General features: G+C 35.5%; 28 protein-coding genes. 14 read left to right on the top strand and 14 right to left on the bottom strand.

The window, feature by feature from the left end; translation table 11 throughout:
* Positions 1–23: 23 nt before the first annotated feature.
* The 6 genes from BUA89_RS16410 to BUA89_RS16385 form a co-directional block, all read right to left on the bottom strand.
* Positions 24–914, bottom strand: coding sequence for a 3-hydroxybutyryl-CoA dehydrogenase (locus tag BUA89_RS16410; RefSeq protein WP_178362469.1), 891 nt, complete (start codon positions 912–914; stop codon positions 24–26).
* Between the two features lie 24 nt (positions 915–938).
* Entirely contained in the window at positions 939–1,355 is a 417-nt protein-coding gene (locus BUA89_RS16405) for a hypothetical protein (protein WP_072960666.1), read from the bottom strand.
* Between the two features lie 31 nt (positions 1,356–1,386).
* The gene (gene bla-A, locus BUA89_RS16400) at positions 1,387–2,265 is read right to left on the bottom strand and encodes a CGA/CIA family class A beta-lactamase (protein ID WP_072960662.1); all 879 of its coding nucleotides are present in this window, start codon (positions 2,263–2,265) and stop codon (positions 1,387–1,389) included.
* A gap of 68 nt (positions 2,266–2,333) precedes the next feature.
* On the bottom strand, positions 2,334–2,789 hold the full coding sequence (locus tag BUA89_RS16395; RefSeq protein ID WP_072960659.1) for a DUF5362 family protein: 456 nt from the start codon (positions 2,787–2,789) through the stop codon (positions 2,334–2,336).
* A 57-nt stretch (positions 2,790–2,846) separates the two neighbouring features.
* A complete protein-coding gene (locus BUA89_RS16390) occupies positions 2,847–4,568 on the bottom strand; it encodes a cellulase family glycosylhydrolase (RefSeq protein WP_072960656.1) in 1,722 nt (573 codons plus the stop codon).
* Between the two features lie 438 nt (positions 4,569–5,006).
* A complete protein-coding gene (locus BUA89_RS16385; RefSeq protein ID WP_072960652.1) occupies positions 5,007–5,969 on the bottom strand; it encodes a Gfo/Idh/MocA family protein in 963 nt (320 codons plus the stop codon).
* Between the two features lie 132 nt (positions 5,970–6,101).
* Here BUA89_RS16385 and BUA89_RS16380 point away from each other — a divergent pair, with 132 nt between their 5' ends.
* The 7 genes from BUA89_RS16380 (at position 6,102) to BUA89_RS16350 (ending at position 11,792) form a co-directional block, all read left to right on the top strand.
* Positions 6,102–6,755 (top strand): protein-L-isoaspartate(D-aspartate) O-methyltransferase, encoded by a 654-nt coding sequence (locus BUA89_RS16380; protein ID WP_072960649.1) that lies wholly within the window; start codon positions 6,102–6,104, stop codon positions 6,753–6,755.
* Between the two features lie 291 nt (positions 6,756–7,046).
* The gene (locus BUA89_RS16375) at positions 7,047–7,442 is read left to right on the top strand and encodes a DUF1801 domain-containing protein (RefSeq protein WP_072960645.1); all 396 of its coding nucleotides are present in this window, start codon (positions 7,047–7,049) and stop codon (positions 7,440–7,442) included.
* 62 nt (positions 7,443–7,504) lie between these two features.
* Complete coding sequence (locus BUA89_RS16370; protein WP_072960642.1) at positions 7,505–7,759, top strand: prevent-host-death protein; 255 nt, start codon at positions 7,505–7,507, stop codon at positions 7,757–7,759.
* An 83-nt stretch (positions 7,760–7,842) separates the two neighbouring features.
* Entirely contained in the window at positions 7,843–8,826 is a 984-nt protein-coding gene (locus BUA89_RS16365; RefSeq protein ID WP_072960639.1) for a 2-hydroxyacid dehydrogenase, read from the top strand.
* A 50-nt stretch (positions 8,827–8,876) separates the two neighbouring features.
* Positions 8,877–9,170: a hypothetical protein gene (locus tag BUA89_RS16360; protein ID WP_072960636.1), complete on the top strand. Its 294-nt coding sequence runs from the start codon at positions 8,877–8,879 to the stop codon at positions 9,168–9,170.
* Between the two features lie 232 nt (positions 9,171–9,402).
* Positions 9,403–11,388, top strand: coding sequence for a urocanate hydratase (locus BUA89_RS16355; RefSeq protein WP_072960633.1), 1,986 nt, complete (start codon positions 9,403–9,405; stop codon positions 11,386–11,388).
* A gap of 29 nt (positions 11,389–11,417) precedes the next feature.
* Entirely contained in the window at positions 11,418–11,792 is a 375-nt protein-coding gene (locus BUA89_RS16350) for a hypothetical protein (protein ID WP_072960629.1), read from the top strand.
* 109 nt (positions 11,793–11,901) lie between these two features.
* Here the strand turns inward: BUA89_RS16350 and BUA89_RS16345 are convergent, their stop codons facing one another.
* Together BUA89_RS16345 and BUA89_RS16340 are read right to left on the bottom strand one after the other, a co-directional pair.
* A complete protein-coding gene (locus tag BUA89_RS16345) occupies positions 11,902–12,516 on the bottom strand; it encodes an XAC2610-related protein (RefSeq protein WP_178362467.1) in 615 nt (204 codons plus the stop codon).
* An 83-nt stretch (positions 12,517–12,599) separates the two neighbouring features.
* Positions 12,600–13,250, bottom strand: coding sequence for a DUF4919 domain-containing protein (locus BUA89_RS16340; protein WP_072960622.1), 651 nt, complete (start codon positions 13,248–13,250; stop codon positions 12,600–12,602).
* Positions 13,251–14,223: 973 nt separating this feature from the next.
* Between BUA89_RS16340 and BUA89_RS16335 the strand changes: the two genes are divergently transcribed.
* Positions 14,224–15,003, top strand: coding sequence for a Rossmann-fold NAD(P)-binding domain-containing protein (locus BUA89_RS16335; protein ID WP_072960618.1), 780 nt, complete (start codon positions 14,224–14,226; stop codon positions 15,001–15,003).
* Positions 15,004–15,167: 164 nt separating this feature from the next.
* Here the strand turns inward: BUA89_RS16335 and tpx are convergent, their stop codons facing one another.
* Complete coding sequence (gene tpx / locus BUA89_RS16330; protein WP_083531700.1) at positions 15,168–15,740, bottom strand: thiol peroxidase; 573 nt, start codon at positions 15,738–15,740, stop codon at positions 15,168–15,170.
* Positions 15,741–15,903: 163 nt separating this feature from the next.
* Here tpx and BUA89_RS16325 point away from each other — a divergent pair, with 163 nt between their 5' ends.
* The 3 genes from BUA89_RS16325 to BUA89_RS16315 all read left to right on the top strand — a co-directional run bounded on the left by BUA89_RS16325 (position 15,904) and on the right by BUA89_RS16315 (position 18,956).
* Positions 15,904–17,532 carry an NADP-dependent glyceraldehyde-3-phosphate dehydrogenase gene (locus BUA89_RS16325; protein ID WP_072960615.1) on the top strand — a complete coding sequence of 543 codons (1,629 nt, stop codon included), beginning with the start codon at positions 15,904–15,906 and terminating at the stop codon, positions 17,530–17,532.
* Positions 17,533–17,840: 308 nt separating this feature from the next.
* Positions 17,841–18,341, top strand: coding sequence for an RNA polymerase sigma factor (locus BUA89_RS16320; protein ID WP_072960612.1), 501 nt, complete (start codon positions 17,841–17,843; stop codon positions 18,339–18,341).
* An 18-nt stretch (positions 18,342–18,359) separates the two neighbouring features.
* Positions 18,360–18,956 (top strand): hypothetical protein, encoded by a 597-nt coding sequence (locus tag BUA89_RS16315; protein ID WP_072960609.1) that lies wholly within the window; start codon positions 18,360–18,362, stop codon positions 18,954–18,956.
* A gap of 56 nt (positions 18,957–19,012) precedes the next feature.
* On the opposite strand, the gene BUA89_RS16310 is transcribed toward BUA89_RS16315, so the two are convergent.
* The 4 genes from BUA89_RS16310 to BUA89_RS16295 all read right to left on the bottom strand — a co-directional run bounded on the left by BUA89_RS16310 (position 19,013) and on the right by BUA89_RS16295 (position 22,631).
* Complete coding sequence (locus BUA89_RS16310) at positions 19,013–19,579, bottom strand: DUF417 family protein (RefSeq protein ID WP_072960606.1); 567 nt, start codon at positions 19,577–19,579, stop codon at positions 19,013–19,015.
* Positions 19,580–19,641: 62 nt separating this feature from the next.
* A complete protein-coding gene (locus BUA89_RS16305) occupies positions 19,642–20,475 on the bottom strand; it encodes a helix-turn-helix domain-containing protein (protein WP_072960603.1) in 834 nt (277 codons plus the stop codon).
* An 84-nt stretch (positions 20,476–20,559) separates the two neighbouring features.
* Positions 20,560–21,123, bottom strand: a complete 564-nt coding sequence (locus BUA89_RS16300) for a YdcF family protein (RefSeq protein ID WP_072960600.1) — start codon at positions 21,121–21,123, stop codon at positions 20,560–20,562.
* A gap of 17 nt (positions 21,124–21,140) precedes the next feature.
* Positions 21,141–22,631, bottom strand: coding sequence for a S41 family peptidase (locus tag BUA89_RS16295; protein ID WP_228420586.1), 1,491 nt, complete (start codon positions 22,629–22,631; stop codon positions 21,141–21,143).
* Positions 22,632–22,829: 198 nt separating this feature from the next.
* Here BUA89_RS16295 and BUA89_RS16290 point away from each other — a divergent pair, with 198 nt between their 5' ends.
* Positions 22,830–23,927, top strand: a complete 1,098-nt coding sequence (locus tag BUA89_RS16290) for an MBL fold metallo-hydrolase (RefSeq protein ID WP_072960594.1) — start codon at positions 22,830–22,832, stop codon at positions 23,925–23,927.
* A 1-nt stretch (position 23,928) separates the two neighbouring features.
* On the opposite strand, the gene BUA89_RS16285 is transcribed toward BUA89_RS16290, so the two are convergent.
* Positions 23,929–24,216 carry a GNAT family N-acetyltransferase gene (locus BUA89_RS16285; RefSeq protein WP_072960590.1) on the bottom strand — a complete coding sequence of 96 codons (288 nt, stop codon included), beginning with the start codon at positions 24,214–24,216 and terminating at the stop codon, positions 23,929–23,931.
* 317 nt (positions 24,217–24,533) lie between these two features.
* Between BUA89_RS16285 and BUA89_RS16280 the strand changes: the two genes are divergently transcribed.
* Positions 24,534–24,956: a hypothetical protein gene (locus BUA89_RS16280; protein ID WP_072960588.1), complete on the top strand. Its 423-nt coding sequence runs from the start codon at positions 24,534–24,536 to the stop codon at positions 24,954–24,956.
* Between the two features lie 226 nt (positions 24,957–25,182).
* Positions 25,183–26,076 (top strand): helix-turn-helix domain-containing protein, encoded by an 894-nt coding sequence (locus BUA89_RS16275; RefSeq protein ID WP_072960585.1) that lies wholly within the window; start codon positions 25,183–25,185, stop codon positions 26,074–26,076.
* Positions 26,077–26,090 lie beyond the last annotated feature (14 nt).

The following is a 26,090-nucleotide window of genomic DNA, read 5'->3' as shown; positions in this document are numbered from 1 at the left end:
CTGACTATTCACGTTCACCTTTCTTATTTTGAAAACATTTTTGCTACTTTTTCAGCTTTTTTGCTTACAGAGTAATCATAGAAACCTTCTCCGGATTTTACACCTAATTTTCCTGCCATTACCATGTTTACCAATAATGGATTCGGCGCATATTTAGGATTTTTAAAGCCATCATACATTACGTTTAAGATGGCTAGACAAACATCAAGACCAATAAAATCTGCCAGCTGAAGCGGTCCCATCGGATGAGCCATTCCTAATTTCATTACGGTATCAATCTCTTCAACGCCTGCAACTCCGTTGTAAAGCGTTTCGATCGATTCATTAATCATCGGCATTAAAATTCTGTTGGCCACAAAGCCAGGATAATCGTTCACTTCTACAGGAACTTTTCCCAATGTTTTGCTCATTTCGTAGATCGAATCAAAAGTTTCTTTGGAAGTAGAGTAGCCTTTGATAATCTCAACCAGTTTCATGATTGGAACTGGGTTCATAAAGTGCATTCCGATTACTTTATCAGCTCTTTTTGTTGCTGCAGCGATTTTTGTGATAGATATTGATGAAGTGTTTGTCGCCAAAATACAGTTTTCGGGAGCAAACTCATCCATCTGTCCGAAGATTTTCAGCTTCAGTTCCTGATTTTCAGTAGCGGCTTCTACAATAAGATCTGCATTTCCTACAGCGTCCTGAAGAGCCGTGAAAGTCGTAATATTTCCTAAAGTTTCGGCCTTTTGTTCTTCGGTAAGGTTTCCCTTTGCAATTATTCTGTCGAGATTGGTGGTAATGGTTTTCAGCCCTCTGTCCAAAGCTTCCTGAGATACATCTACAAGATTTACTTTAAACCCGCTTTGTGCGAAAGTGTGTGCAATACCATTTCCCATGGTTCCGGCTCCGATAACTACAATGTTGTTGATCATTTTTCCTTATTTAAGTTTTAATTATTTATTATTGATTAGGGTTAGATTTCTGGCGTTGGAAAGATCAGCTTTTTTTACCAGTTCTGTTGCATCAAAACTTACAGTACCGTCGCTGTTAGGGCTCTTTCTAGCTCTGTTTTGGGAGTCTACCGCAGCTTTAAGACCGGTAATGAATTTTGATTTCTGCTTTTGAGAAAATCCATCTGTTCCTATATAAATATTGAATTCACCTTCTCTTCCCAAGCCGTTTTGTCTGTAAACTTCAAGGTTTTTAACCTTATTTTTTTTCTTGAACTGGTTCACATAATTCATCACGGGATCTGCCGACGGGGTTCCACAGCACATACTGTGATAGCCGATCTGCAGATAGTTTTCATTCTTTTGTGCAAAGAATAATACTGAACTGAATAATCCTATTGTTAAAAGTATTTTTTTCATTTTTAATGGTTTTAAAATTAAGCTTTAAATTTTACTTATTAAAATAATCCCAGACAAGTTTGGAAATATCTGAAATCATCCTGCAGTTTACTTCTTCGGTTTCCGTTGAATTACTGACAAATACAGCTATTGCATAATGCTTGCCATTCGGTAATGTGATGATGGCAATTTCATTTTCTGCACCTGTTAAACCGGCTTTATTCTTCCCGGAAGATCCCGTTTTTCTTGCTACAGGCGTGTTTTTTGGAAGCTGCTCAATCAATTTATTTTTTCCGGTGGAGGTGGAGAGCATGACTTTCATCAGATAATCGGTAGATTTTTTCGAAAGCAGTTTTCCGTCATAAAATTTCCTTAGAGCATCCGTCGCAGCATTCATCGTACTGTAGTTTTCGTACTGTAGATTCCAGTCTTTATGCATCTCTGCTTCGTTGTATTTAATCTGAAAGCCTTTTATGCCTTTAGAATTTATAAATTTCTGAACTGTTTGTGTTCCGCCCAGAAGTTTCAGCATAATATCACAACCGTTGTTGTCGCTTTTTGCAACGGTAAACTCCAGAATTTCACTTAAAGGAACCGAGACTCCACCGTTAGGATATTTATCCCGAAGCGGCGACCATGTGTTTCCCAATAAATTTGATGTATTCAATACAATTTTCTGATCCAATGATAATTTTCCCTTATCTACATAATCCAGAACAGTGGCTGCAATATGGAACTTGAAGACACTCTGCATCGGAAGTTTTTTATCGGCATTTTTGCTGTATTTAAAACCGTTTTCAAAGTCCAAAACCGAAATTCCGACGGTCGCTTTTTTATTGCTGATCAAAGAGTTGATTTTTTGATCTAAAACAGATTGCTGGCCCAACACAATGGCAGAAATCATCATAAACAAAAGGCTAATTTTTTTCATAATATTTTGGGTTAAAAAAATCCTTCTGAAAAACAGAAGGATTGTAATTGTTAATTTTAATTTTTAATTTATCTCATACCGCTGATCCCTGCAATCATTACACCAAAAATAGCAAGGATATAAATACTAAATACGATAATGGTAAGAATTCCTATGAATTTGTAATGTGATTTCAGATACTCAAAGGATTTCGTAAGGCTTGTCTGGTTGTTAGAACGCAAAGCTTCTTTCATATTGGAAGAAAACTTATAAAGATAATTGATCGGGATAAAATAAAGCCCTGCAAGGACTAAGTAAAAAACAGAGAAAATAGCTCCGCCGCCCATCGGCATCATGCTGTTGTATGAGCTCATAGATGCTCCCAAAGTCATCATAAATAAGGCAGCGATTACCATAAACCCTATTCCGATATAGCCCAAAATAGCCAAAAAAGTGGTCCATTTCGCAGCTTCCCCCAGAAAGGATTTTGCGGCGCTGTCGATTCTCAACTCATCAAATTGTTCAAAAGGTGATTGTGTTTCCATAATAGTTTAATTTTTGGCAAAGTAATTAAAAATTATTTGATTCTGGATTTTAAATCTTTATTTAACTTCAAAATATTTTAAATTAATTCCTTCGCTTTCGAAATAAATTCTGATTTTATTTTCTCCCTTTTTAAGGTTAATTCCCTTTGCAGAAACGGTCTTCCAAATTTCGTTTCCTCCTGTGGAATTTAGAGAAAAAGTGGCCAGTTGTTTTCCTGAAGCATCTTTAATTACGATTTTTCCGGTAGTATCGCTTGCATAATTGATGTCAAAAGTATAAGCTTTATCAATTTTTGAATGGAGGGTATACTGAAGCCATTCTCCAGGCTCCGTTTTGCCAACATAATATTGGTTATCACTTGTTTTATAAATATCGACTCCGTCATTTCTCAGCTGATTTCCTGAGTTCCATTCAGATCTTTTTGCAGGATCACTCACCCAAAGATTGATGAAATCTTTGTCGGAATAAGAAGAGCCGATTCTTCCCAAATCATAATCTGTTGCCAAAATTTTCCCAGGAGCCTGATGGTTTTTAAATGGTTTTGTAGAATTATCCGTTGTCTGTCTGAACATCGCATCAATCACATCATTTTTAATTTCAGTGTTGCTGAATTTATAGTTTTCTGCGATCTGCATTAAAGTTTTTTTAGCAAATTCTTTAGACGGTTTTTCACCGCCATTCTTCCAGTAGTCCAATAATTTTTGGTATTCCGGAGTGATTTTTACATTGGTAATTCCGGCAATATTATCGATCTTTTTCATCGGCCAGAAAGCGTAACCAATATTATGCTTGTTTAATAACTGAATCAATTCTGTAAACCAAACGTTCGAGTTTTCTCCTGTTTCCCCCAGCCAGATTGGCATATTGTGTTTTTCTCTTAGATCCAAAGCAAATTTCAAAGTGGCGTCATCGTTGAAATTCCAGTATTTATGAAAGCTGAATGCTATATTGTTGTCCCAAAGCGTCGTCAGACCGTTATAATTATTTCCCCAGCCATTTCCTTCCAGAAAAATAATATGTTTTTTATCCACCAAACGGATTGCTTCTGTAATGTCTTTCTGCAGTTTCCAAAGTGGTGCGTTCGACATTTCATCGGTTCCATTCGGGTTTTTTCCTGTGAAATTAATGTTAGGTTCGTTAATCAGGTCATAACCTCCGATCCAAGCTTCATCTTTATATCTTTCGGCTAATTTTTTCCAAAGTGCAATTGTCTTTTTTTGATTTTCTTCGCTGTCCCAAAGTGATGGTTTTGATTTGTCGTTGTCCGAAATATTCACATCATTTCCCTGTCCGCCTGGCGCTGCGTGCAGATCAAGAATAAGATACATTTTGTTGGCAGCACACCATTTCAAAAGATCATCAGTCATTTTGAAGCCTTCTTCCAGCCAGGTATTTTGGCCTTTTACCTTTTCTTTTTCAATTGGTAATGTGTACAGATTATAATGCATCGGAAGCCTGATTGAATTGAAGCCTGCTTTCTTTAAAAAGTCGATATCCTGTTTGGTGATGCCGTTTTTCAGATAAGCTTTGTAAAATTCGTTCATTCCGTCTTCACCGATCAGTTCTGCAATTTTTTCCTTGATTTTATATTGCGGACCGGCAAAATCAGCAGTTTTCAACATGTAGCCCTCCTGAAGCATCCATCCTCCGAGACCAAGACCTCTTAGCTGTACATTTTCACCTTTATCGTTAACGATTTTTTGTCCATCTGTTTTTAAAAGTTGTGATGTCCCAAATTGAGACAATAAAAAAGCGGATAATAGGATGACTCTTTTCATAATAGTTTAATTATTTAAATATTGGGGATTTTTTAAGAATAATAATTTTAAAGTATTCACAAATATATTTAAAAATTATTGAATGGAAATAAACAATTTAAGGAATTAGTAAAAATAAAAAGCGAGCTTAATAGCCCGCTTTTAAATATTTTAAATAATCAGTTTAATTGAGATCACATGACTGCTGATGAAAAGCAATAAGTATTTGTGGAATAAACTTCTTTAATTTTTGAATTTTTTAAAATAATTGAATCCAATGATTAAAAATAATATTCTTGTAATGCATCTGCTTGTCAAATCAACATAAATTAAAAAATTTTTAAAACTCGCAATCCGATTACATAGTTGAAGGATAATTTCAAATAAAGTAATCAGTAAGAATAGTGCATTGAAATAATTGACTACTTTACGGTTGACAATGCTTTTTAATATTTTCCTTTAAGAAATCAGCTTCATAATCTCCAAAGCCACTTTCAAAGCCTCTGTTCCGTCTTCAATAGAAACTTCAACATGTTTGTCTTCGGTGATGGAATCTGCAAAAGAATTCAGCTCATCCAAAATGGCATTATTTGCCTGGATATTCGGATATTCAAACAAAATCTGGTTCTTTTCGCCATCTGCATTTTCAATGATCATGTCGAATGGAGTAGGGTTTTCAGGAGCATCTTTCATTCGGATTACTTCCGCTTTTTTCTCTAAAAAATCAACTGAAATATACGCGTCTTTCTGGAAAAAACGGCTTTTTCTCATCGCTTTCATCGAAATTCTTGAAGTCGTTAAATTCGCAACGCAGCCGTTTTCAAATTCAATCCTTGCGTTGGCAATATCCGGAGTCTTGCTTACGACACAAACACCGCTTGCGTGAATGTTTTTAACCTTAGATTTTGCAATGCTTAATAAAATATCAAGATCATGAATCATTAAATCCAACACCACAGAAACATCCGTTCCACGAGGATTGAATTCCGCCAGTCTGTGGATCTCAATAAACATAGGATTGTTGATATATTCCTTCGTCGCAATAAAAGCCGGATTGTATCTTTCCACGTGCCCAACCTGAGCTTTAATCCCTTTTTCCTTACATTTCTGAAGAAGTTCTTCTGCCTGTTCCAACGTCTGGGTCACCGGCTTTTCAATAAAAAAGTGAAGACCTTTATCGATCGCTTTTAAAGCATAATCATAATGGTAAAGCGTTGGTGTCACAATGTCCAACATATCGATCTGCTCAAGCAAATCATCAAAATTTTCAAAATATTTGTATCCGAATTCGGCTTCCAGTTTTTTCCCGTTTTCTACGTCTTTGTCGTGAAAACCTACAAATTCATATTTATCAGACTGATTTAGAAGTCGTAAATGTATTTTTCCCAAATGTCCGGCACCTACCAAACCTGCTTTTAACATGCTGTATTAAATTTTTGTAAATATAACACTTTTAGAAATTCGGTAACAGATGATAGGTTTTAGGTTGACAAATACGGTTTGTTTTTTTACTTTTGTGAAAACTATTGCCTGCTACCTAATAACTACCATCTAATGACGCAAGATTCGTTTGTACACAAGGGAAAAAGAAAGATTTTGGTTGATTATCTTCGAAATAAAATAGGAATTTCGGATGAAAATGTATTGTCGGCAATGAACGAGGTTCCGAGGCATCTTTTCATAGAAAGTATTTTTGAAGATTTTGCCTATGAAGACCGTGCTTTCCCGATTTTAGCACATCAGACCATTTCACACCCTTCAACGGTTGCCGAGCAGTCTGAACTTTTAGAAGTGAAACAAGGTGAAAAAATTCTTGAAATAGGAACCGGCTGCGGATATCAGACGGCTGTTTTATTAGCAATGAAAGCCCATGTTTACACCGTTGAAAGGCAAAAAGACCTTTTTGATTTTTCAAAGAAAAAGCTTCGGGAAATGCATTTGTACCCGAAATTTCAAAGTTTTGGAGACGGTTTTGCGGGACTTCCTACTTTTGCTCCTTTTGATAAAATTATCGTGACTTGCGGAGCAGGAGTTTTGCCTACAGAATTATTAAAACAATTAAAAGTGGGCGGTAAAATGGTGATTCCTTTAGGTCCGACCGACGAACAGGTGTTGTACAGATTCACCAAAGTCTCACCGACTGAGTTTGAAAAAGAGGAATTTGGTGCGTATAAATTCGTGCCAATGTTGGGGAATACGAATCAGTAAGTTTAAGTAATACTTCTACTTTACAAATACCTACTCTGTCATTCAGAACGAAACACAATGATGTGAAGAATCTATTAAAAACCATTCAAAAGATTCTTCTTCATTCGAATGATATTAAATAATTGGTAGATGCACTGGTCTCAAACACCAGTTCCGCAGACAACTATTCGATAGGAAAGGTCTTTAGCCTGTTTATAATATCAAAATCAATTAAAATCGGCTTTAGCCTAAACTTATATTTAAACAAAGATTAAAAAATATTAATTTTAAAGGACTTAAAAATCCTAAACCATGAGTTCCGACATCCAAAAATACAACGAATCCCAAACCGAATCAGATCAACAGATTTGTGAAAAACTTTCCGAAATTATCAGCGAAAACCTGATCGAAGCCGAATCTAAAATCTGGCATGCACATCCTGTCTGGTTTTTGGATGGAAACCCGATTGTAGGATATAGCAAACAAAAGAAAGGAATTCGGTTGATGTTCTGGAGTGGAAAATCTTTTAATGAAGAGATTTTAAATGTTCATGGTGAAAAATTTCAGGATGCTTCTGTATTTTATAATGATATTTCCGAGATTAATGAGAACGATATAAAAAGGTGTCTTGAAAAATCAGAGAAAATTCAATGGGATTATAAAAACCTGATGAAAAGAAAGGGCGAATTAATTCAAATTAAAAAATAATTTTCGCCTGTTCGGAATGATAATTGAATTGAAACCTTTACCAATCACTAAATTTTATTATTATGGACACGAATAGATTTAAGTCGTCACACGATTTCAGTAATATTCAGAAAAATTTACATAATAATTCTGGATATCATACAGAAAGTTATTCGAAACAGGTGAAAGGTTATATCAACGACATGAAAAGTCAGAATCATGAAGCAACGAAACAAGGATTTGTAAGCCATGCTCAGAAATCAGCAAAAGAAGTTTGGGAAGAAATTCAGAAAATGGCTTCTGATGCGTGGGACAAACACAAAGATGAAGAAAAATAATTTTTAATATTAAAGTTAGAAAACCTTGCTTTTTATGGAAGTGAGGTTTTTTATTTGAAAAATAAATCAAAATAAATTGTAAAATGAAGGTATTTATAACGAAAAGAATTCCTGAAATCGGAATTCATTTGCTGGAAAACGCCGGTCTTGAAATTTTTATTCCTGAACACGAAAATCTTTCACAAGAAGAGTGGCTGAGCTATTGTAAAAGCAACGACGTTATTTTGAGTGTGGGAAGCGAGTTTAAATATGACAAAGATTTTTTTAATGAATGTCCCAATATAAAGGCAATTGCATTGTATTCCGTAGGTTTTGATCATGTAGATATTCAGGAAGCAAATCAAAGAAATATTCCGATCGGAAATACGCCCGATGTTTTAAGTAAAGCTACTTCGGATGTTGCATTCTTGTTGATGCAATCGGTTGCAAGAAGAGCAGCCTACAATTTTGAAAAAGTGAAATCAGGAAATTGGGGAGATTTCGATCCTCTACATGCTTTAGGTCAGGAATTGTACGGAAAAACATTGGGAATTTTCGGACTGGGAAGAATTGGTTTTGAAATGGCGAAAAAATCAAAAGTTGCTTTTGATATGGATATTATTTATCATAATCGCCATCGCAGCGAGGAAGCAGAAAATGAATTAGGTGCAAAATACGTTTCATTTGAAGAATTGATTGCACAATCTGATGTCCTTAGCATCCATGCTAATTTTAAGCCTGAGCAGAAAGAGCTTTTCAACAAATCGGTCTTTGAAAAAATGAAGGAAAACGCAATTTTCGTTAATACGGCGAGAGGCGGTTTTCACAATCAGAAAGACCTTTATGATGCGCTCACGGAAAGAAAAATATGGGGTGCCGGATTGGATGTAACGAATCCTGAACCGATTTTTAAAGAAGATCCTATTTTAGGACTTTCGAATGTCTGTGTGCTTCCGCATATAGGCTCTGCCACGATAGAAGCAAGGAGCGGAATGGCAAAACTGGCCGCCGAAAATCTGATTGCTTTTTCAAAAAGAGAAAAAATGCCGACTTGCGCCAATCCTGAAATTTATTCCCGAAATTCTTAGAAACTGGAATTATTTTTGTTTACTTTAATTCAACACTAAATATAATTATTATGATACCCGAAAACAGCGAACAGGAACAGGAGAGAAGACTCGAACAAAGAGAGTATACGCCCAGCGAGGATATTTTTAATCAGGAAAAGCATATCACGCTTGATGGTGATGGAAGACCAATGGAAGATGAAAATTTTGATGAAGATAAATTAGATAAAGGGCTTGATATTCCGGGAGTGGATGACGATGATGACATGGAGGAAATCGGAAGCGAAGATGAAGAAAATAACTACTGGAGTTTAAGCGATAACGATGATGATCATGAGGAAGAAAATGATGATGTTTTGACTTAAAGAATTTCACTTATAATAAATGACCTTGCTGAATTTCAGCAAGGTTTTTTATTTTATTAAATGAGAAATATAAGTATTTAAAACTCCTGTAAGATAAAGATTAAAGGGAAGAATCTAAGAGCGCTAATGAAATTCCTCACATTAGTTGCACGATTTTTCCAAATTGAATATCTTTAAAACTTTGAATTTTCAATTAACTTTTAACGTTAAACATAGAACTTTAAACTGTAATATGACATTCCAGGAACAGATACAGCAAGGCATTCCAAGCCAGTTGCCACAGCCAAAACCCTACGAAACCCATATCAATCACGCTCCGAAGCGTAAAGAGATTTTAGGAGAAGAAGAAAAAAAACTCGCTCTGAAAAACGCTTTACGTTATTTCGATCCAAAATTTCACGCAGAACTTTTGCCGGAATTTAAGGAAGAGTTGGAGAAATACGGAAGGATTTATATGTATCGTTTCCGTCCGGATTATGAGATGAAAGCGAGAGATATTGCAGAATATCCGGGAAAATCGGAGCAGGCAAAAGCGATTATGCTGATGATTCAGAATAATCTGGATTATGCAGTGGCTCAACATCCGCACGAACTAATTACATATGGTGGAAATGGTGCGGTCTTCTCAAACTGGGCGCAGTATCTTTTGACGATGAAATATCTGTCTGAAATGACTGACGAACAAACATTAACGATGTATTCCGGACATCCGATGGGACTGTTTCCTTCACATAAAGATGCGCCAAGAGTAGTCGTGACGAACGGAATGATGATTCCGAATTATTCCAAACCGGATGATTGGGAGAAATTCAATGCGTTGGGGGTGACGCAGTACGGACAAATGACGGCCGGGTCTTATATGTACATTGGTCCGCAGGGAATTGTTCACGGAACGACGATTACTGTTCTGAATGCGTTCAGAAAAATAAATAAAGAACCAAAAGGCGGATTGTTCGTGACTTCAGGACTGGGCGGAATGTCCGGAGCTCAGCCAAAAGCTGGAAATATTGCAGGTTGCGTTACGGTAATTGCGGAAGTGAATCCGAAGATTACCAAAATCCGTCACGACCAGAAATGGGTGAATGAAATCCACGAAAATCTGGATGAATTGGTTGCAAGAGTGAAAAAAGCTCAGGAAAATCAGGAAACGGTTTCTCTGGCTTATCTTGGAAATATCGTTGAGGTTTGGGAGAAATTTGATGCAGAAAATTTAAGAATCGATATCGGTTCAGATCAGACTTCGCTTCATAATCCTTGGGCTGGAGGTTATTATCCGGTTGGTCAAACCTTTGAGGAATCCAATACCATGATGGCTGAAAACCCTGAATTATTCAAAGAAAAAGTTCAGGAAACCTTAAGAAGACACGCGGCAGCTATCAATAAACATACAGAAAAAGGAACGTATTTCTTCGATTACGGAAATGCTTTCTTGTTGGAAGCTTCAAGAGCCGGAGCCGATGTAATGGCAGAAAATCCTACGTTGGGAAGAGAATTTAAATACCCAAGTTATGTTCAGGATATTATGGGACCGATGTGTTTTGATTATGGTTTCGGACCGTTCCGTTGGGTTTGTACCAGCGGAAAACCGGAAGATTTACAGAAAACAGACGAAATTGCCTGTCAGGTTTTAGAGGAAATGATCAAAAATTCTCCCGAAGAAATCCAACAGCAAATGAAAGATAATATCCAGTGGATTAAAGGGGCGCAGGAAAATAATCTGGTCGTGGGTTCACAGGCGAGAATTTTATACGCCGATGCCGAAGGAAGAATGAAAATCGCAGAAGCCTTCAACAAAGCCATTAAAAACGGAGAAATCGGGGCAGTGGTTTTGGGTAGAGACCATCACGATGTTTCGGGCACGGATTCGCCGTATAGAGAGACTTCCAATATTTATGACGGTTCGAGATTTACGGCAGATATGGCGATTCATAATGTCATTGGTGACAGTTTCCGTGGGGCGACTTGGGTAAGTATTCACAACGGTGGTGGTGTTGGCTGGGGAGAAGTAATCAACGGTGGTTTCGGGATGTTGCTCGATGGAAGCGATGATGCCGACAGAAGACTAAAATCGATGCTGTTCTGGGACGTGAATAACGGAATTTCAAGACGAAGCTGGGCAAGAAATGAAGGTGCTGTTTTCGCCATCAAAAGAGCGATGGAAGCAGAACCTAATCTGAAAGTAACGCTTCCGAATTTTGTGGATGAAAGTCTTTTTTAATTTAATAATTTAAAGAAATCAGCCTTGTAATGGATTTTCATAATCATTTCACTACAACATACTTTTTAGCTTTATTATCTGTTTTAATCATTGCAAATTTTGCAGTGATAAGACAAAGAAAACTAAACTGGAAGCTACTGTTGGATTGGAAAATAATTTTACTGACGCTGATTGTAACCTTTGCTGGATTATTATATTATGAAACTTCAAATTCAAAAGACTGGATCATAAAAACTTATGGCTTTCCTAAGTATTTTTACTTGAAAAAATATTCAGCAAATACAGATCATTTCTTATCTTTTGGAATTTTAAGAATTGATTATATCAACTTTATTCAGAATTTCGTATTGTTTTTTCTTGTCGTAGGTTTCATCTTTTTATGGATGAAAAGAACAAGAAGTTAATGAAGTTACATATTTAAATCGAAAGCTTTTTATATACGAAAAACCTGTCAAGCGACAGGTTTTTTATTTTATTCGAAGAGAATACTTCGAGGCTTGCCTCGGGGCTTATTTATTTGTAATTTTTATTTTTAAGAACTTTCAACAGTGTTTTATCATATTCTTTGTTAAAATCAACAGTCTTTCCATTTTCATCTTCACCGTCATAAATTACATATCCAAAGTCGAAAACCGTGTCTTTCTTGATCTGATAAAACGACGTCCAATTTCTGCCGGATATTACCTGACTGTCTATTAAATTATATTTCGATAAATAATTTGGATTTTTAATTTGATTAAAATTTTTGACTTTTGTCAGTCTGTCGTTTTTAAGATCAACTAAATACAAATAATACGTCCAATTGCTTCTTACGTCAGATATATTTTGAATAAGAATATCCTTAATGTTGTCACCATTAAAATCCCGAAATTCATAATCGCCGGTATGAGACTCAATAGAATCCCGGAAGAGTTCTTGATATTTTCCATGTATTTTTTTGCTGAAAATGAAAACTGTGTTTTTATCGTTTTCCTCATAGCTTTTTTCCCATGAAAAATGTCTTAGCACAATTTTGTAATTTTTATTTTGATAGACGGAATCGCAAATTATCTCCTTTTCTGAAATTGTATCCTGCTCCGGAATATCTTGCTTAGCAGTTGCTCCGGAAGCTGTTTTTGGAGAGATCATCTTTTTTCTTTCCTGATATTTATGGCAGGAAATTATTACAGTTAGGATTAAAAAAATGATTGTTTTTTTCAATGGATAGAAGTTTATTTTTTCAACATTTCCTTTTCTCTTTCAAAAATCTTATTGGCTTCAAAATAATAGGTTTTTAAGCTTCCGTCTTCTGTTTTCACTTCCATTTTATCACAAGTATTATTTCCTCCGTTACTAATGCTTTGTGTTTGAAGCTTTGCACCAATCATATTCAGGATAAAATATTCTTCCTCGATTTGTGTTACATGCCATCCGGTTTCGCAGGTTTTGCCGTCACCGCTTTTGGTTATTGAATACAAAAGACCAAACTCTATATCATGATATTTTTTCTGATTTACTGCATCACCCAAAATTTTATAGGTCTGTTGAAGATATTTATGGGCAAACATACTGGTGTAATCTATGTTCAACATTGCTTGGGTTGCATTGATAACGCCTTGATAATTTTTCTTTTCTATCTCGGCATACACTTCCTTTTTAAGATCGTCGTAATTAGATTTCTTAAGATTATACTGTTTGCTCGCTAGAAAGCTGTTCCTGAAATCTGTATAATCAATATCCGGTTCTCCGTTTTCAAGCTTTTTTACATACTTGGAATAGGTATCATCAAAATTGGGAATGATAATTTTATTCTCCTGTGCAAAAGTTGTTATTGAAATAAAATAGAGTAGTACGGCAAATAGAAATTTTTTATGGGTTTTCATTTTTATTGTGTGGCTATTATTTGAATATTTTATAATTAATTTTTGAAGTGAAAGATAAGATATTAAAGTTAAAGGATGTACAAAGACAGGAATTTGTTTTTAAAACTTCTTAAATAAAAAAAACGGTTGTAAGGTTTTAGTTTTTATAACAATGTGGATTTATATCTTTGATTTATTTTTGTTTCCTTATGTTAGAAAAAACATTCTCGACACGTTCCCAACCCCAAATTTTACGTTCCCAACCCCTCCAGATACGTAAAACATATATCGGTATACGTTCTAGAGAAGTTCAGATACGTTCTGCAAAGGTTTCGACACGTTGTACAACCTATCCCGATACGTTTATCAGATATCCGTTGTGGTTGTTGATACCTCCAATGGGGTTATTTATCCATTCGGACAGGTCATAGAACCTATCTCGACAGGTAAAAGATAAGTAAGGATATATAAACAACCTCATCATATCTTTCATGTACATATTCGGAAAGGTAAATGATATATTCGGATCATTAAAAAACCTCTCCAGATCATTAAAATACCTATTCGAAGCTTCATTAAACGTATCGGGAATGAAAAATAACGTCTTATGATCATTAGATAACCAGTTGGATGTAGTGATTCTAAGCTACAAGAGATGAAGATAAGATCAGACATTCGCAAAGATTTGAAGAAAACCAATGTAAAATATAAAAACCAGCGGAATGCTAAGTTTTTTTTGTTTTGTGCTATCATCGTCCGTCAGTTCGAGTAGCGTAATGCAATGAAGCGTATCGAGAACTTTTTGTTTTATGGACAGATTCTGTGTTTCAGTTCACAGGTTCTCGATACATTTTTCTCCGCTTTGCTGCGAAAAATACCAGAGCTGACGGGGGCTTCTCGCAGTACTGATTAAAGCAGTTTCAGTTCAAATATCATCAGTATTTATTTAGAGGTATTAGTATAAAATGATATTTTTGAAATCAAAATATTTACTATGAAAAAATTAGGCATCATCGGCTACGGTTGGTTAGGAAACCACATCGCAGAACGATTGAAAAACCAATATGAAATCTTCGCCACAACAACGACAGAGTCGAAACTGGAGGATCTGAAATCTAAAGGGTATAGCGCAAATTTAGTTAGTTTTTCTGATGAAGCAGATCCGGAAATGAAGGAGTGGAAAGCGGCTTCAGATTTGGATGCAATCATCATTACGATTCCGTTTTCAGGAATCAGGGGAGCGCAGATTTCAATGAAGGACAGACAGGAAAATATGCTGAAATTTCTCGGAGATTACAAAGGACAATTATTTTTAATGAGTTCTACGGGGGTATATCCTCAGGAGGAAAAAGAATTCGTGGAAGAAGATCAGCCTGCTGCTTATGTGGAAAGTGAAAGTTTTCTGACTGAAAGATTTCCTAAAGCTAATGTGTTGAGGTCAGCCGGATTAATGGGAGGAGAAAGGCTTTTAAAAAATTACCATATTTCCGGTCTGGATCAGCTGGTGAATCATATTCATTACGCAGATATCTGCTCGGTGGTAGAAAAAATGCTTGAAAATCAATCCGAATCTAAAGTGTATAATGTAGTGGCGCCTATTCATCCCAACAAAGAAGAGGTGATTAATGCGCAGAAGGATTTACCTTACGAAGGGGAAAGAACAACAATGGGAAGAACGATATCACCCGCAAAATTAATAGATGAGCTGGATTTTGAATTTCAATATCCTGATCCGCGGTATTTTCACGTAAATTTTGAGAATAATCCTGAATAATAGAAATAGATTTCTTAATACAATGAATTGCTATTACTGAAAAATGTGCTTTGACAGGCTCAGCTTGACACTTCTAATACTAACTGTTATGTTTAACGATATATTTGTAGTGGTGTCAATCTGAGCTTGTCGAAGCATCCATATTGATGCTTGAAATCAAAAAATTACTTTTTCACAGCAGCGATTGCCGCCTCATAATTTGGTTCCTGTGAAATATCTGCAACCTGTTCCTCATAAACAATTTTTCCGGAAGGATCGATCACCACGACGGCTCTGCTCAAAAGACCTTTCATGGCAGAATCTGTAATCTCCACACCATAGATTTTCCCGAAGTCTGAACGGAAATCCGAAAGCATCACCACGTTTTTAATTCCTTCCGCACCGCAAAATCTTTTCTGTGCAAAAGGCAGATCTTTGGAGATGCAAAGAACCACCGTATTCGGAAGATTGGCTGCATCTTCATTGAAGTGACGGACAGAAGCCGAACAAACACCTGTGTCCACACTCGGGAAAATATTCAGGACCATATATTTTCCTTTGTAAGAATCAAGAGTCTGATCTTTCATTGTAACATCTGTAAGCGCAAATTTGGGGGCAGGTTTATTCAGTGCCGGTAATTTGGCGTAGGTATGAACAGGTTTTCCGCCGGCCAGCACCGTATTGGCTGTTTTAGAATTCTGTGCGAATGAAAATACTGAAAAAAGCAACAGTACGTTGAAGACTAATTTTGAAACCATAAATTTATTTTTAAACAAAATTATTCTTTTTCAATTCTACAATATTAATTTTTATTTCAAATAGACCAAATCTATTAGTCAGCTATTTTTAAAATCAATTTTTAAATCTACCTTTATTCTATCAAATGTTTACACTAAAAACTATTAAAAAATAAAAAGATTTATGGATTCATTAAACACAGCATCATTTCAGGAGATTTTTAAAAAAGAAAATGAGATTCCGGAAGAATATAGAATTCCAGAAATTCATCAAAGGGAATATCTTCTTAACGGAGAACTGGTAGAATGGCATGGAGAGGTACAGAATATTTATTCACCAGTCTGTATTCCTACAGAAAACGGTTTGGAAAGAAAATTATTGGGAAGTGTACCCAACATCGGACCTAATGAAGCGCTGGAAGTTTTGGAAGCTTGTGTAAAAGCTTATGATAATGGGCTAGGAGAGTGGCCGACGATGTCTGTAGAAGGCAGAATTAAATGTATGCAGAAATTTGTGTATTTAATGATTCAGCAGCGTGACCTGATTATCAGATTACTGATGTGGGAGATCGGGAAAACATTGGCAGATTCTACTAAAGAATTCGACAGAACAGTAGATTACATCAATCAGACCATTGATGCACTGAAAGATTTAGATAGAGAATCTTCACGTTTTCAGCAGGCAGAAGGAACGATTGCACAGATCAGAAGAGCGCCGCTGGGTGTGGTTTTAAGTATGGGACCATTTAACTATCCTTTAAATGAAATTTTCACCACACTGATCCCTGCGTTGATTATGGGAAATACGATTTTGTTCAAACTTCCTAAACATGGTGTTTTGGCTCATTATCCTCTGTTAAATGCCTTCAAAGAAGCCTTCCCGAAGGGAACGGTCAATACACTATACGGAAAAGGTTCGGAAATTATTACTCCGATTATGGAAAGCGGAAAAGTGAATGTTCTGGCATTCATTGGTTCAAGCAAAGTGGCCAACGGATTGAAAAAATTGCATCCGAAGGTTAATCGTTTACGTGCTATTTTAAGCTTAGATGCCAAAAATGCTGCGATCGTTACAAAACATGCAAACCTTGATGTTGCGGTGACTGAATGTATCTTGGGCTCACTTTCATTTAACGGACAAAGATGTACTGCACTGAAGCTTATTTTTGTTCAAAAGGATGTTGCAGAAGAGTTTACTCAAAAATTAACAGCTGCGGTATCTGCTTTAAAACCGGGATTGCCTTGGGAAAAAGATGTGAAAATTACACCGCTTCCTGAAGTGAATAAGCCGCCATATCTGAAAGAATGTATTGAGGATGCTCTGGCAAAAGGAGCGAAGGTTCTTAATGAAAACGGAGGTGCTACAGAAGAATCCTTTGTGTTCCCGGCTGTGGTATATCCTGTAAACAGTGAGATGAAACTGTATCACGAAGAACAATTCGGTCCGGTAATTCCTGTGGTTCCTTTTGAGGATATTGAGGAACCGATAGAATATCAGGTGAATGCAGATCATGGTATGCAGGTGAGCATTTTCAGTGAAGATCCGATGGAGGTCTCAAAACTGATTGATCCTTTTGTGAATTTGGTAAGCCGAGTAAATATTAACTGCCAGGCTCAGAGAGGGCCGGATGTTTTCCCTTTCACCGGTAGAAAAGACAGTGCAGAAGGTACACTTTCTGTTTTTGATGCGCTTCGTTCGTTCTCTATCCGTTCGTTGGTGGCCGCTAAAATTACAGATTCCAACAAAAATTTATTGAATACAATTGTAAGAGATCACGACTCCAATTTCCTGAGTACCGATTATATTTTTTAATAAATGATTAATAATAAGGAAATCCGCAATACACTCGTTGCGGATTTTTTTATGCCTGAACATCAAAGGTTAGCTTGAGGTTAAAAATCTGGTTATATTTTGTAGGAATTATTTTTTAGAATGAATAGTGGATGAATTTGAAAGACTTCTCTTTGTAGTTTTAAAATTTTAATTTGAATTAATTTAAATGATACTGTTTGCTTTAAATAATGAAGACAGAAGTTTTCATGACCAGGCTAATTTTTATTTTCACAAAAAGTGTAACATATTTTTCAAAGAACAACTAACTCTATAGAGAGTAAAAAACCATGACTTCATTAGAACAGGAATTTTTAGAAAAAATTGAAAAACATAAGGGAATCATTTTCAAGATTTCTAAAATGTATATGGACGAAAAAGACGACCGCGACGATCTTTTTCAGGAAATTACCTATCAGGTGTGGAAAGCATATCCTAAGTTTAAAGGGGAAAGCGAATTCTCAACCTGGTTGTACAGAATTGCTCTGAACACGGCGATTATTTTTCTTAAAAACGAAAAGAGAAGGAGTTTTATAGCCAATGAAGATTTCTCCGATTATAAAATAGTTCAGGAAGAATTTGATCAGGAAAAGGAAGAAAAGCTGAGTGCGATGTATAAAGCCATTCACCAGCTCAATCCCATCGATAAAGCATTTATATTTTATTATCTCGAAGATTTTTCCGGAAAAGAAATTTCCGAGCAGATGGGGATTTCGGAAGGAAATGTAAGGGTGAAAATGAACCGTGCCAAAAACAAGTTGAAAGATATCTTAAACACAAATACATATTAATTTTTTAAATCAATTATCATGAATATAGACGAACTGAAAAATGCATGGAGCGAGGACGACTCTTTTGAAGAAACGCCGGAAATAAGCATCGAACAAAAGAATAGCATCAATCTTCCGCTGGAAAAAATCCGCAAAAATATGAAGATGGAATTTTGGTCAACTGTCGGGATTTTTGTCTTTGCTTTTGCCTTAATTGCCGTGTCCCCGGGACCGTTTAAGTTTAAATTTTACATTACCATTCTTATCGCCTCAATGGTTTTTGTCACGTTTTTCTTTTACAGTCAGTTTTTTAAACTGTATAAAAATATGAGCGATCCTATGATGAAAACCTATGATGGTTTGAAGGATCTGCTGCATCAGTTTAATCTGAATAAACAGTACTACCTGTCATTTTATTTAGCGTTTGTGCCGTTTCTGGTTTGTGAAATAATCATTGTACTGGAGTTTATTCCGCGCCCGATTCCCTTGTCGGATCTAAAGGTGGCAAGCATTCTTATCGGAACGATGGTCGTTGTTATGCCGCTGTTGTTGCTTATGGGAAAATGGTGGTTTAAAGTTTTCTATGGAAAATACATTCTTCAGATTGAAAATCTTGTAAAGGAATTAAGGAAATAAGGTTTAATAGGGTTTCGGCGGGCTGAAAGCCCGCCGAAACCCTTTAATATAGAAAACTATGCCTTCCTTCTACTCAAAATGCTTTTTGCCGAATCTGAAGCAATCACCAATCCACCCGCCATCATGATGAGGTCTTTCAGAACCAATCTTCCGGCTCCCGAAAGCAAAGGAAAACCGTGTTCTTTCCCGCCCAAATCCGGCACCCAGACTTCGGGAGTAGTGATCAAAAATGACAGCGTAACAAAAGACATTCCTGCCGTTAAAATTCCACCAATCAATCCGATTTTAGGATAGAAAATCCCAAGTAGAACAGTGATTCCGATCAGAACAATTGCTGTTCCTAATCCGTAAGAAAAAGTATAGGTTCCGTTGGCTTCATGCCATTTTATATTTTCAGAAATAACTTCGCCTTCTTTGTTTTTATGGAGTTTGTAACTGTCGGTATCCGAAACTTTTTTATTCAGCATAAAGCTCATAAAAGGTGAGTTGGCCACAAAAGGAATAATGCCTTCTGCTTCGTAATGATAGGCTTTTAAGCCACCAATCCATGCCATTACGATAAAAATACTTATTCTTAAAAAATGAATAAAGTTTTTCTGTGAGTTTGCTAAGAGTTCTAACATAATTTATTTTTTTGACAAAGTTATGCCAGACTCAAAGGCAATGGAATGGATGATTATGGATGTTATTTGTACAAATCTGCCACGATGGAAATTCCTGCCTCTTTTCTGAATTGAGTCGGTGAAATCCCAACATATTTTTTGAAATATTTACTGAAATGAAACTCATCATTGAAGTTGAGCTCAACAGCAATTTCTTTAATTGATTTTCTGGTAAGATGAATCTGTTTTTTAGCCTCCAAAATCACTCTTTCCTGAATAATCTGCGATGGCGTTTTATTAAATTTCGATTTTATTTTCTTACTTAAAGTGTTCGAGGTCACATGAAGCAGATCTGCATAAAAAGACAGGTTTTTCTCGGTAAGAAAATGTTCTTCTACCAGATTTTGAAATGATTTTAGCTCATTGAAATCATCTTTGGCCAATTCTTTATCCGGTAACAATTTATTTTTTTCCCGGCTTGAAATTGCTAAAATCAGCTGAAGATAAGACTGAAGCACTGAACCCGAAAAATCTTCACGATGATCGGCTTCCCGAATTTTTGAAAAGTAATTTGATATTTCCTGATAAACATTTTCAGCTAATGAAAAGTGAGGGAAAAGATAAATATTGTTGAAAAGCAAGCCGTTGCATGCTACTTCCTTTTTGTGGTATTCTATACAGTAAAAATCGCTGTGGAAATTTAAAATTTCAACTTCAAAAGTTGTTTCGCAAACCATCTGAATATTTTGAAATGGCGAAGAAAAAAATACCGTTCTGCCCTCAAAATCATAGGTTACAAAATCAACAATAATCTTTCCCTTTCCGTTGAACAGAAAAATATGATACATCGAATCACTGAAATTGGAGCTGAAATATGCTGAACTGACTTTCTGAACGGAAAAAAATGTACTTTTCATGATATAAAACTACATAATTTTCTTTAATGATTTAGGGAAATGGTTGGATGGGTTTCGGGCGGGCTGAAAGCCCGCCCGAAACTTTTATTGCGTATAATAAGCTGGAAATTCTCTTAATATCGAGTACAAATCCCTCCATTCAAAATATCTTGGACTTACCGAACTGACATTTTCAAAACCTTTATCCTTAAACAACTTTTTTGTACGTGTGACATGAAAATATTGGGAAATAACGATGATGCTGTTGAATTTTAACTGAGATCTTAATTTTAATGTATTTTCTACGGTTGCTCTGGTATTGTTTCCCAAATTATCAACTACGATTAATGAATCAGGAATATCTTTAGATACGAGAAATTCTTTCATTTTATCACCCTCATAGAACCCTTCTTTCCCCAGCCCGCCACTCACCAAAATCTTTTTAATCCGACGATTTTTATACAGTTCAAGTCCGCTTTCAAGACGTTTTTGTAATCTTGTGGACAAAGTCCCGTCTTCATTCACTTTGCTTCCTAAAATAACCGCTATATCTGCATTTTTTCTGTTGTCAGAAAGACCGTCAATCGTTGTATAGGCAGCATGAATGACAAACCACAAAATCACTGCAGAAATGAGAAATTTAAGGAGAGTTAAAAGTTTTTTTGACATTAATTGAACGCTGTAGATTATTTTTGGTTTGCTGTTTCTTCTTTCTTAATTGCCTTCATCACCCAATCCATCTGCGGATCTTTTTTATCAATAATATCCTGCATCGTTTCCGTGATGGTAACATCGGGAACCACTCCTTTTTTGGTATGGGTAAAAGTGATATTGGGCTGTACCAGAAGAACCCCGACTGGCAAATCGATTTTAGAATTAGGAAGTGTCTGGTAAGAGTAAAATCCGGCAACCGTTCCGTCATTGGCACCTCCGGTTTCTTCACCGACTAAAACCACTCTTTTATCATTTTTAAGTTTTGCGGTAATAATCGACGATGCAGAAAAACTTCCGCCATTAATTAAAACATAAACTTTTCCGTTGAAAGCATCTTTCTTTGGCTTGGATTCTCTATCTGATCTGTTTTTATAATAAAATTTACCGTCTTTTTTATAGGTACTGAAAGTCTGGGCAAAGAAAAATGTAGGGTAGGTGAATGTTCTTAAAATATATTGTAACGGATTACTTTTCCTGAAATAATTGGTCTTTAATGGTGAAGATTTTGAAATCACCTGAGAAGGCTTTATTAATGTATAAGGTTTCGGACTTAGATAGGAATATAAGTTGTTGATCTCTTCCAAAGAACCTCCGTAATTATTGCGGATATCAATAATCAGATATGAGGATTGCGCGTTCTTGATCTTTTTGAAAGTCTCTTTGTAAAACCTTGCAGAATAATCACTCGAAAAACTTTTCACTTTTATATAAGCGATAGTGCTGTCTTGATCTAAAAATTTAAAGTTTCTGTTATAAGAATTGTTGAAGGCAATATAATCATTCACCTTTTTTTCCTGTGTCCGTTTTTTGTTTTCTTTATCCTGTTTAAGGTCGTTTTCAGATTTGGATTCCCGGGTGAGCTGATAGGTCTTTTTTTCACCGTTATAAACCGTTTCCAGTGTTGCTTTATCTTCAAATCCTTTTTCCGCAACATAATAATTAAAGAAAACATCTTTCAGATAATAAGGCTGAAAAGTTGTATTAAAGCCATCGCTGCTGATGAGTTTTTCATACCTTCTAATATAATCCGAAACCGGAACCTGGTCTATTGTGATAATTTCTGTTCCGGGTTTTATATCTTGTATAGAATCTTTATTTCCAATGATGAAAAGCCGGTCATCTTTTACATAATATTCAAAACGGCTGAACATTCCTTTTTTACCTTCTAATGCTTTAATCTCTTTTTTACTAATCCTTTTCGAAGGAATTCGCAATGATAAATGGCCTTCACGAATATTGGCGATCACAGGCTGCAGCTTAAAATAGAATTGAAGTGGTGTCAGCGGTTCATTAATGGTTTGTTTAAGGCTGTCGAATTTGTAGTCTAAATCTTTTTTTGAAATATACCAATACAATTGCGGATGGGTTTCTTTAATTTTTGAATAGGCAAAATCAACATCTTCTTTCAGTTTTTCAGGAGACAGACATACTTTTTGCTGTTCATTATGTTTTCTTACTGACATACAGGAAGTCAGCAATATGAGAAACAACAATATAAAATAATTTTTTGAGCCCATTTTGATTTTTTCGAACGCTAAATTAAAAAGTTTAAAGCAATAAATGGAGCCTCAGAGAATATAATTTTAGTTAAAAATTAAAGGATTTATATTTTAAAATCGTCATACAGTATATTGTCATACATTTGATAGTATTTTATAAAAATGATCTATACCATTATCATTACAGCAGCGGTAGTTATCTTCTTATATTTTTTGATCACAAGTCAGGAAGTATTTGGTGCTGAAGCAAAAGGAGAACGATTGAAAAGAATGCAGCAGTCTAAGCATTTTAAAAATAAACAGTTTCAGAATTTAAGCTATACACCGTCGTTGGCGGAGGGATATTCAATGCCGAGAGTGATGTATGATTTCTTTTTTAAAAAGAAAAATCCTTTGCTGAAGCCCCTGAAAAATATTCCGTCTATTCATACTGACCTTAAAAATCTTCCAAAAGATCAGGACGTTTTTGTCTGGCTAGGGCATTCTTCTTATTATATTCAAACAGATGGAGTTTCTTTGTTGATTGATCCTGTTTTGAGCTTATATGGTTCACCGTTTAAATTTTTCAACAAAGCATTCTCGGGAGCGGATATTTTTAAGCCTGAAGATATTCCGAATTTAGATTATTTAGTCATCACTCATGATCATTACGATCACTTGGATTATCCTACGGTGAAAGCAATTAAAGATAAAGTTTCAAAAGTTATTTTGCCTTTGGGTGTTGGTGCGCATTTCGAAAGATGGGGCTACAAATCTGAACAATTAATTGAAGAAGAGTGGGGAGCTGAGGTTAATTTAAAGAATAATCTGAAAATTATCTACACACCCGCAAGACATTTTTCCGGCAGAAAAGTTCAGCGAAATGTTACGCTCTGGACTTCCTATGTTCTGGAAACTCCAGCCAAGAAATTATTTTTAGGCGGTGACAGCGGTTACGATACCCATTTCAAAATGATTGGCGAAAAATATGGACCTTTCGACTATGTTTTCATCGAAAACGGGCAATATAATGAAGCCTGGAAATATATTCACGGACTTCCGGAAGATGTTATTCAGGCCTGTATAGATTTAAATGCAAAAAATATTATTCCCGTTCACTCATCAAAATTTGCTTTGGCTCTTCACGCTTGGAATGAACCGCTGAAAAAAGTAACAAGCCTAGCAAAAGGTAAAAATTTAAATATTTTAACTCCAATCATAGGGGAACCTGTTGACCTGAATAAATCAGACAATCAGTTCAAAGTGTGGTGGGAAGATTAGTTTAGGCGTGCCAGATATCTTTATATCTCGCAGGATGATTCTCAAACTGCTGTCTTACGAAATCGCATTCGGGATCTACCAATAGGTCTTTTTCTTCGGCATAGCGTACCAATTCGTCCAAAAGCATTTTGGCATAGCCTTGTCCTTCTCTTTCTTCATTCAGCTTGGTGTAGTAGACAATAAGTAGTCTGCCGTCGATCTCTATGGACATATAGCCGGACTTTTTTCCATCAATTAATATCTGCAATTCGTCCTGATATGGAGATACTTCAAATTTTATATTTTCCATAATATTGAGATTTTCGGTGATTAAACAATGGGTAAGAACTTTTCTTCTTTTAAAATTACAAATTAAAAATGATAATGAATAAAATTTTATAAATTTTTAAAATTGATTCGTGAAAAATTAAGAATTGTTTAACCAGAGCCTTTATGAATTATATCTTTTGTTCCCCACATCTACATGCTTAGAGAAAAAGTTTATTAGTTTTTATCTTGAATATTTTCAATTAATTACACTCTTTTTAACAAATATTGGCATGCCACAAATTGCTTTGGCATTCTAATTGAAAATTCTCATATAGTTTAATTTAAAAAAGATGTGAGATGAAAAAGTTATTATTAACCGCAATGATTGTCGGAACGTTTAGTTTAACGTATGCGCAGTCAGATTATTACAACGATTACAGAAGAAGTATTTCGGATGTAAATTGGGCATCAGTCATTACAGATTTGGTATTATCCCAGACACAAGCCAATCAGATTTATGCTTTGAACGACAGATATAACGATTATAATTCTTGGAACAGAGTATACGTAAGCAATCCAGATAGATGGAGAAACGACAGATATGTAGAGTTAGAAAGAATTATGGGGCATGACAAATATTTAAAATTTAAAAATAAGTATTACAAAGGTCAGAATCCGGTAGCTGTTTATAACCGAAACAAGAATAATGATAAACGTTACAAACATATGGATAAGAAAGTAAAGGTATACAAACACAAAAACGGAAACGGACATCGATAAATCAATTATCAACTATACATTCAATTTTAAGAGCGACTGGTCGGAAGATCGGTTGCTTTTATTTTATTCAAAAATTACATATTGTCATTTCGACGCAGGAGAAACCTGATTTGCTCAATAATTAAAAAAACTCAAACTCTAAATTCTTCAACTCAAATCGTCAATCATTTTATCAATTGAAATTATTTGTTACGATACTTTTGTTTGAATTTTATAATTTTACACTATGGAATCTAATGAAACAATAAAAGGTTTTTATAAACGTGTCGGTCTGGAATGTATAAAAACACCCGGAGTAGGTCATTTTAATGTGTTTTCAAGAGAAAATTGCTCTTTGATTACGCCTTACAGCAGGAGAGATTATTACAAAATTTCATTGATCATAGGAAAAGGAAAGCTTCATTATGCCGATAAATGGATTTATGTAGACCAACCGGCTTTGTTGTTTTCCAACCCTGTAATTCCCTATTCTTGGGAAGCGGAAAATAAGGATCAGAAAGGCTTTTTCTGTCTTTTTACCGATCAGTTTGTGCATGACGGAAACCGTTTGGGAAATCTTCAGGATTCTCAGCTTTTTAAAATCGGCGGAACACCTGTTTTCTTTATTAATGAAGAACAGCAGAAAACTGTTGCCGATATTTTTATTAAAATGATGACCGAAATTCAATCGGATTATCTGCATAAATATGATATGCTGAGGGCTTATCTTCATCTTTTGATCCACGAAACCATGAAAATGCATCCTGCAGAAAATTTTGAACCTTATCAGAATGCTTCGCAGAAAGTAGCTTCTTTATTCATGGAATTACTGGAAAGACAGTTCCCGATCGACAGTCCGGAAAGATTTTTAAAATTGAAAAGTCCGGTGGATTATGCGGAAAATTTGTCGATTCACGTTAATTCTTTAAACCGTTCTGTGAAAGAGATTACGGGGAGAACGACCAGTCAGCAGATCACTTCGAGAATCATTCAGGAAGCTAATGCTTTGTTGAAGCATACAGACTGGAATGTCTCTGAAATTGCGTACGGATTAGGTTTTGAAGAACCGGCTTATTTCACTAATTATTTTAAAAAACAGACCGGAATGACACCTAATGCAGTTCGAACTGCGGTTGTTTGATTTTTATAATTCTT

The sequence above is a fragment of the Chryseobacterium arachidis genome, assembly GCF_900129245.1.
Taxonomy (GTDB): Bacteria; Bacteroidota; Bacteroidia; order Flavobacteriales; family Weeksellaceae; genus Chryseobacterium; species Chryseobacterium arachidis.
The sequence above is the reverse complement of the archived record's forward strand: the minus strand, read 5'-3'. Positions and strand labels throughout refer to the sequence as shown.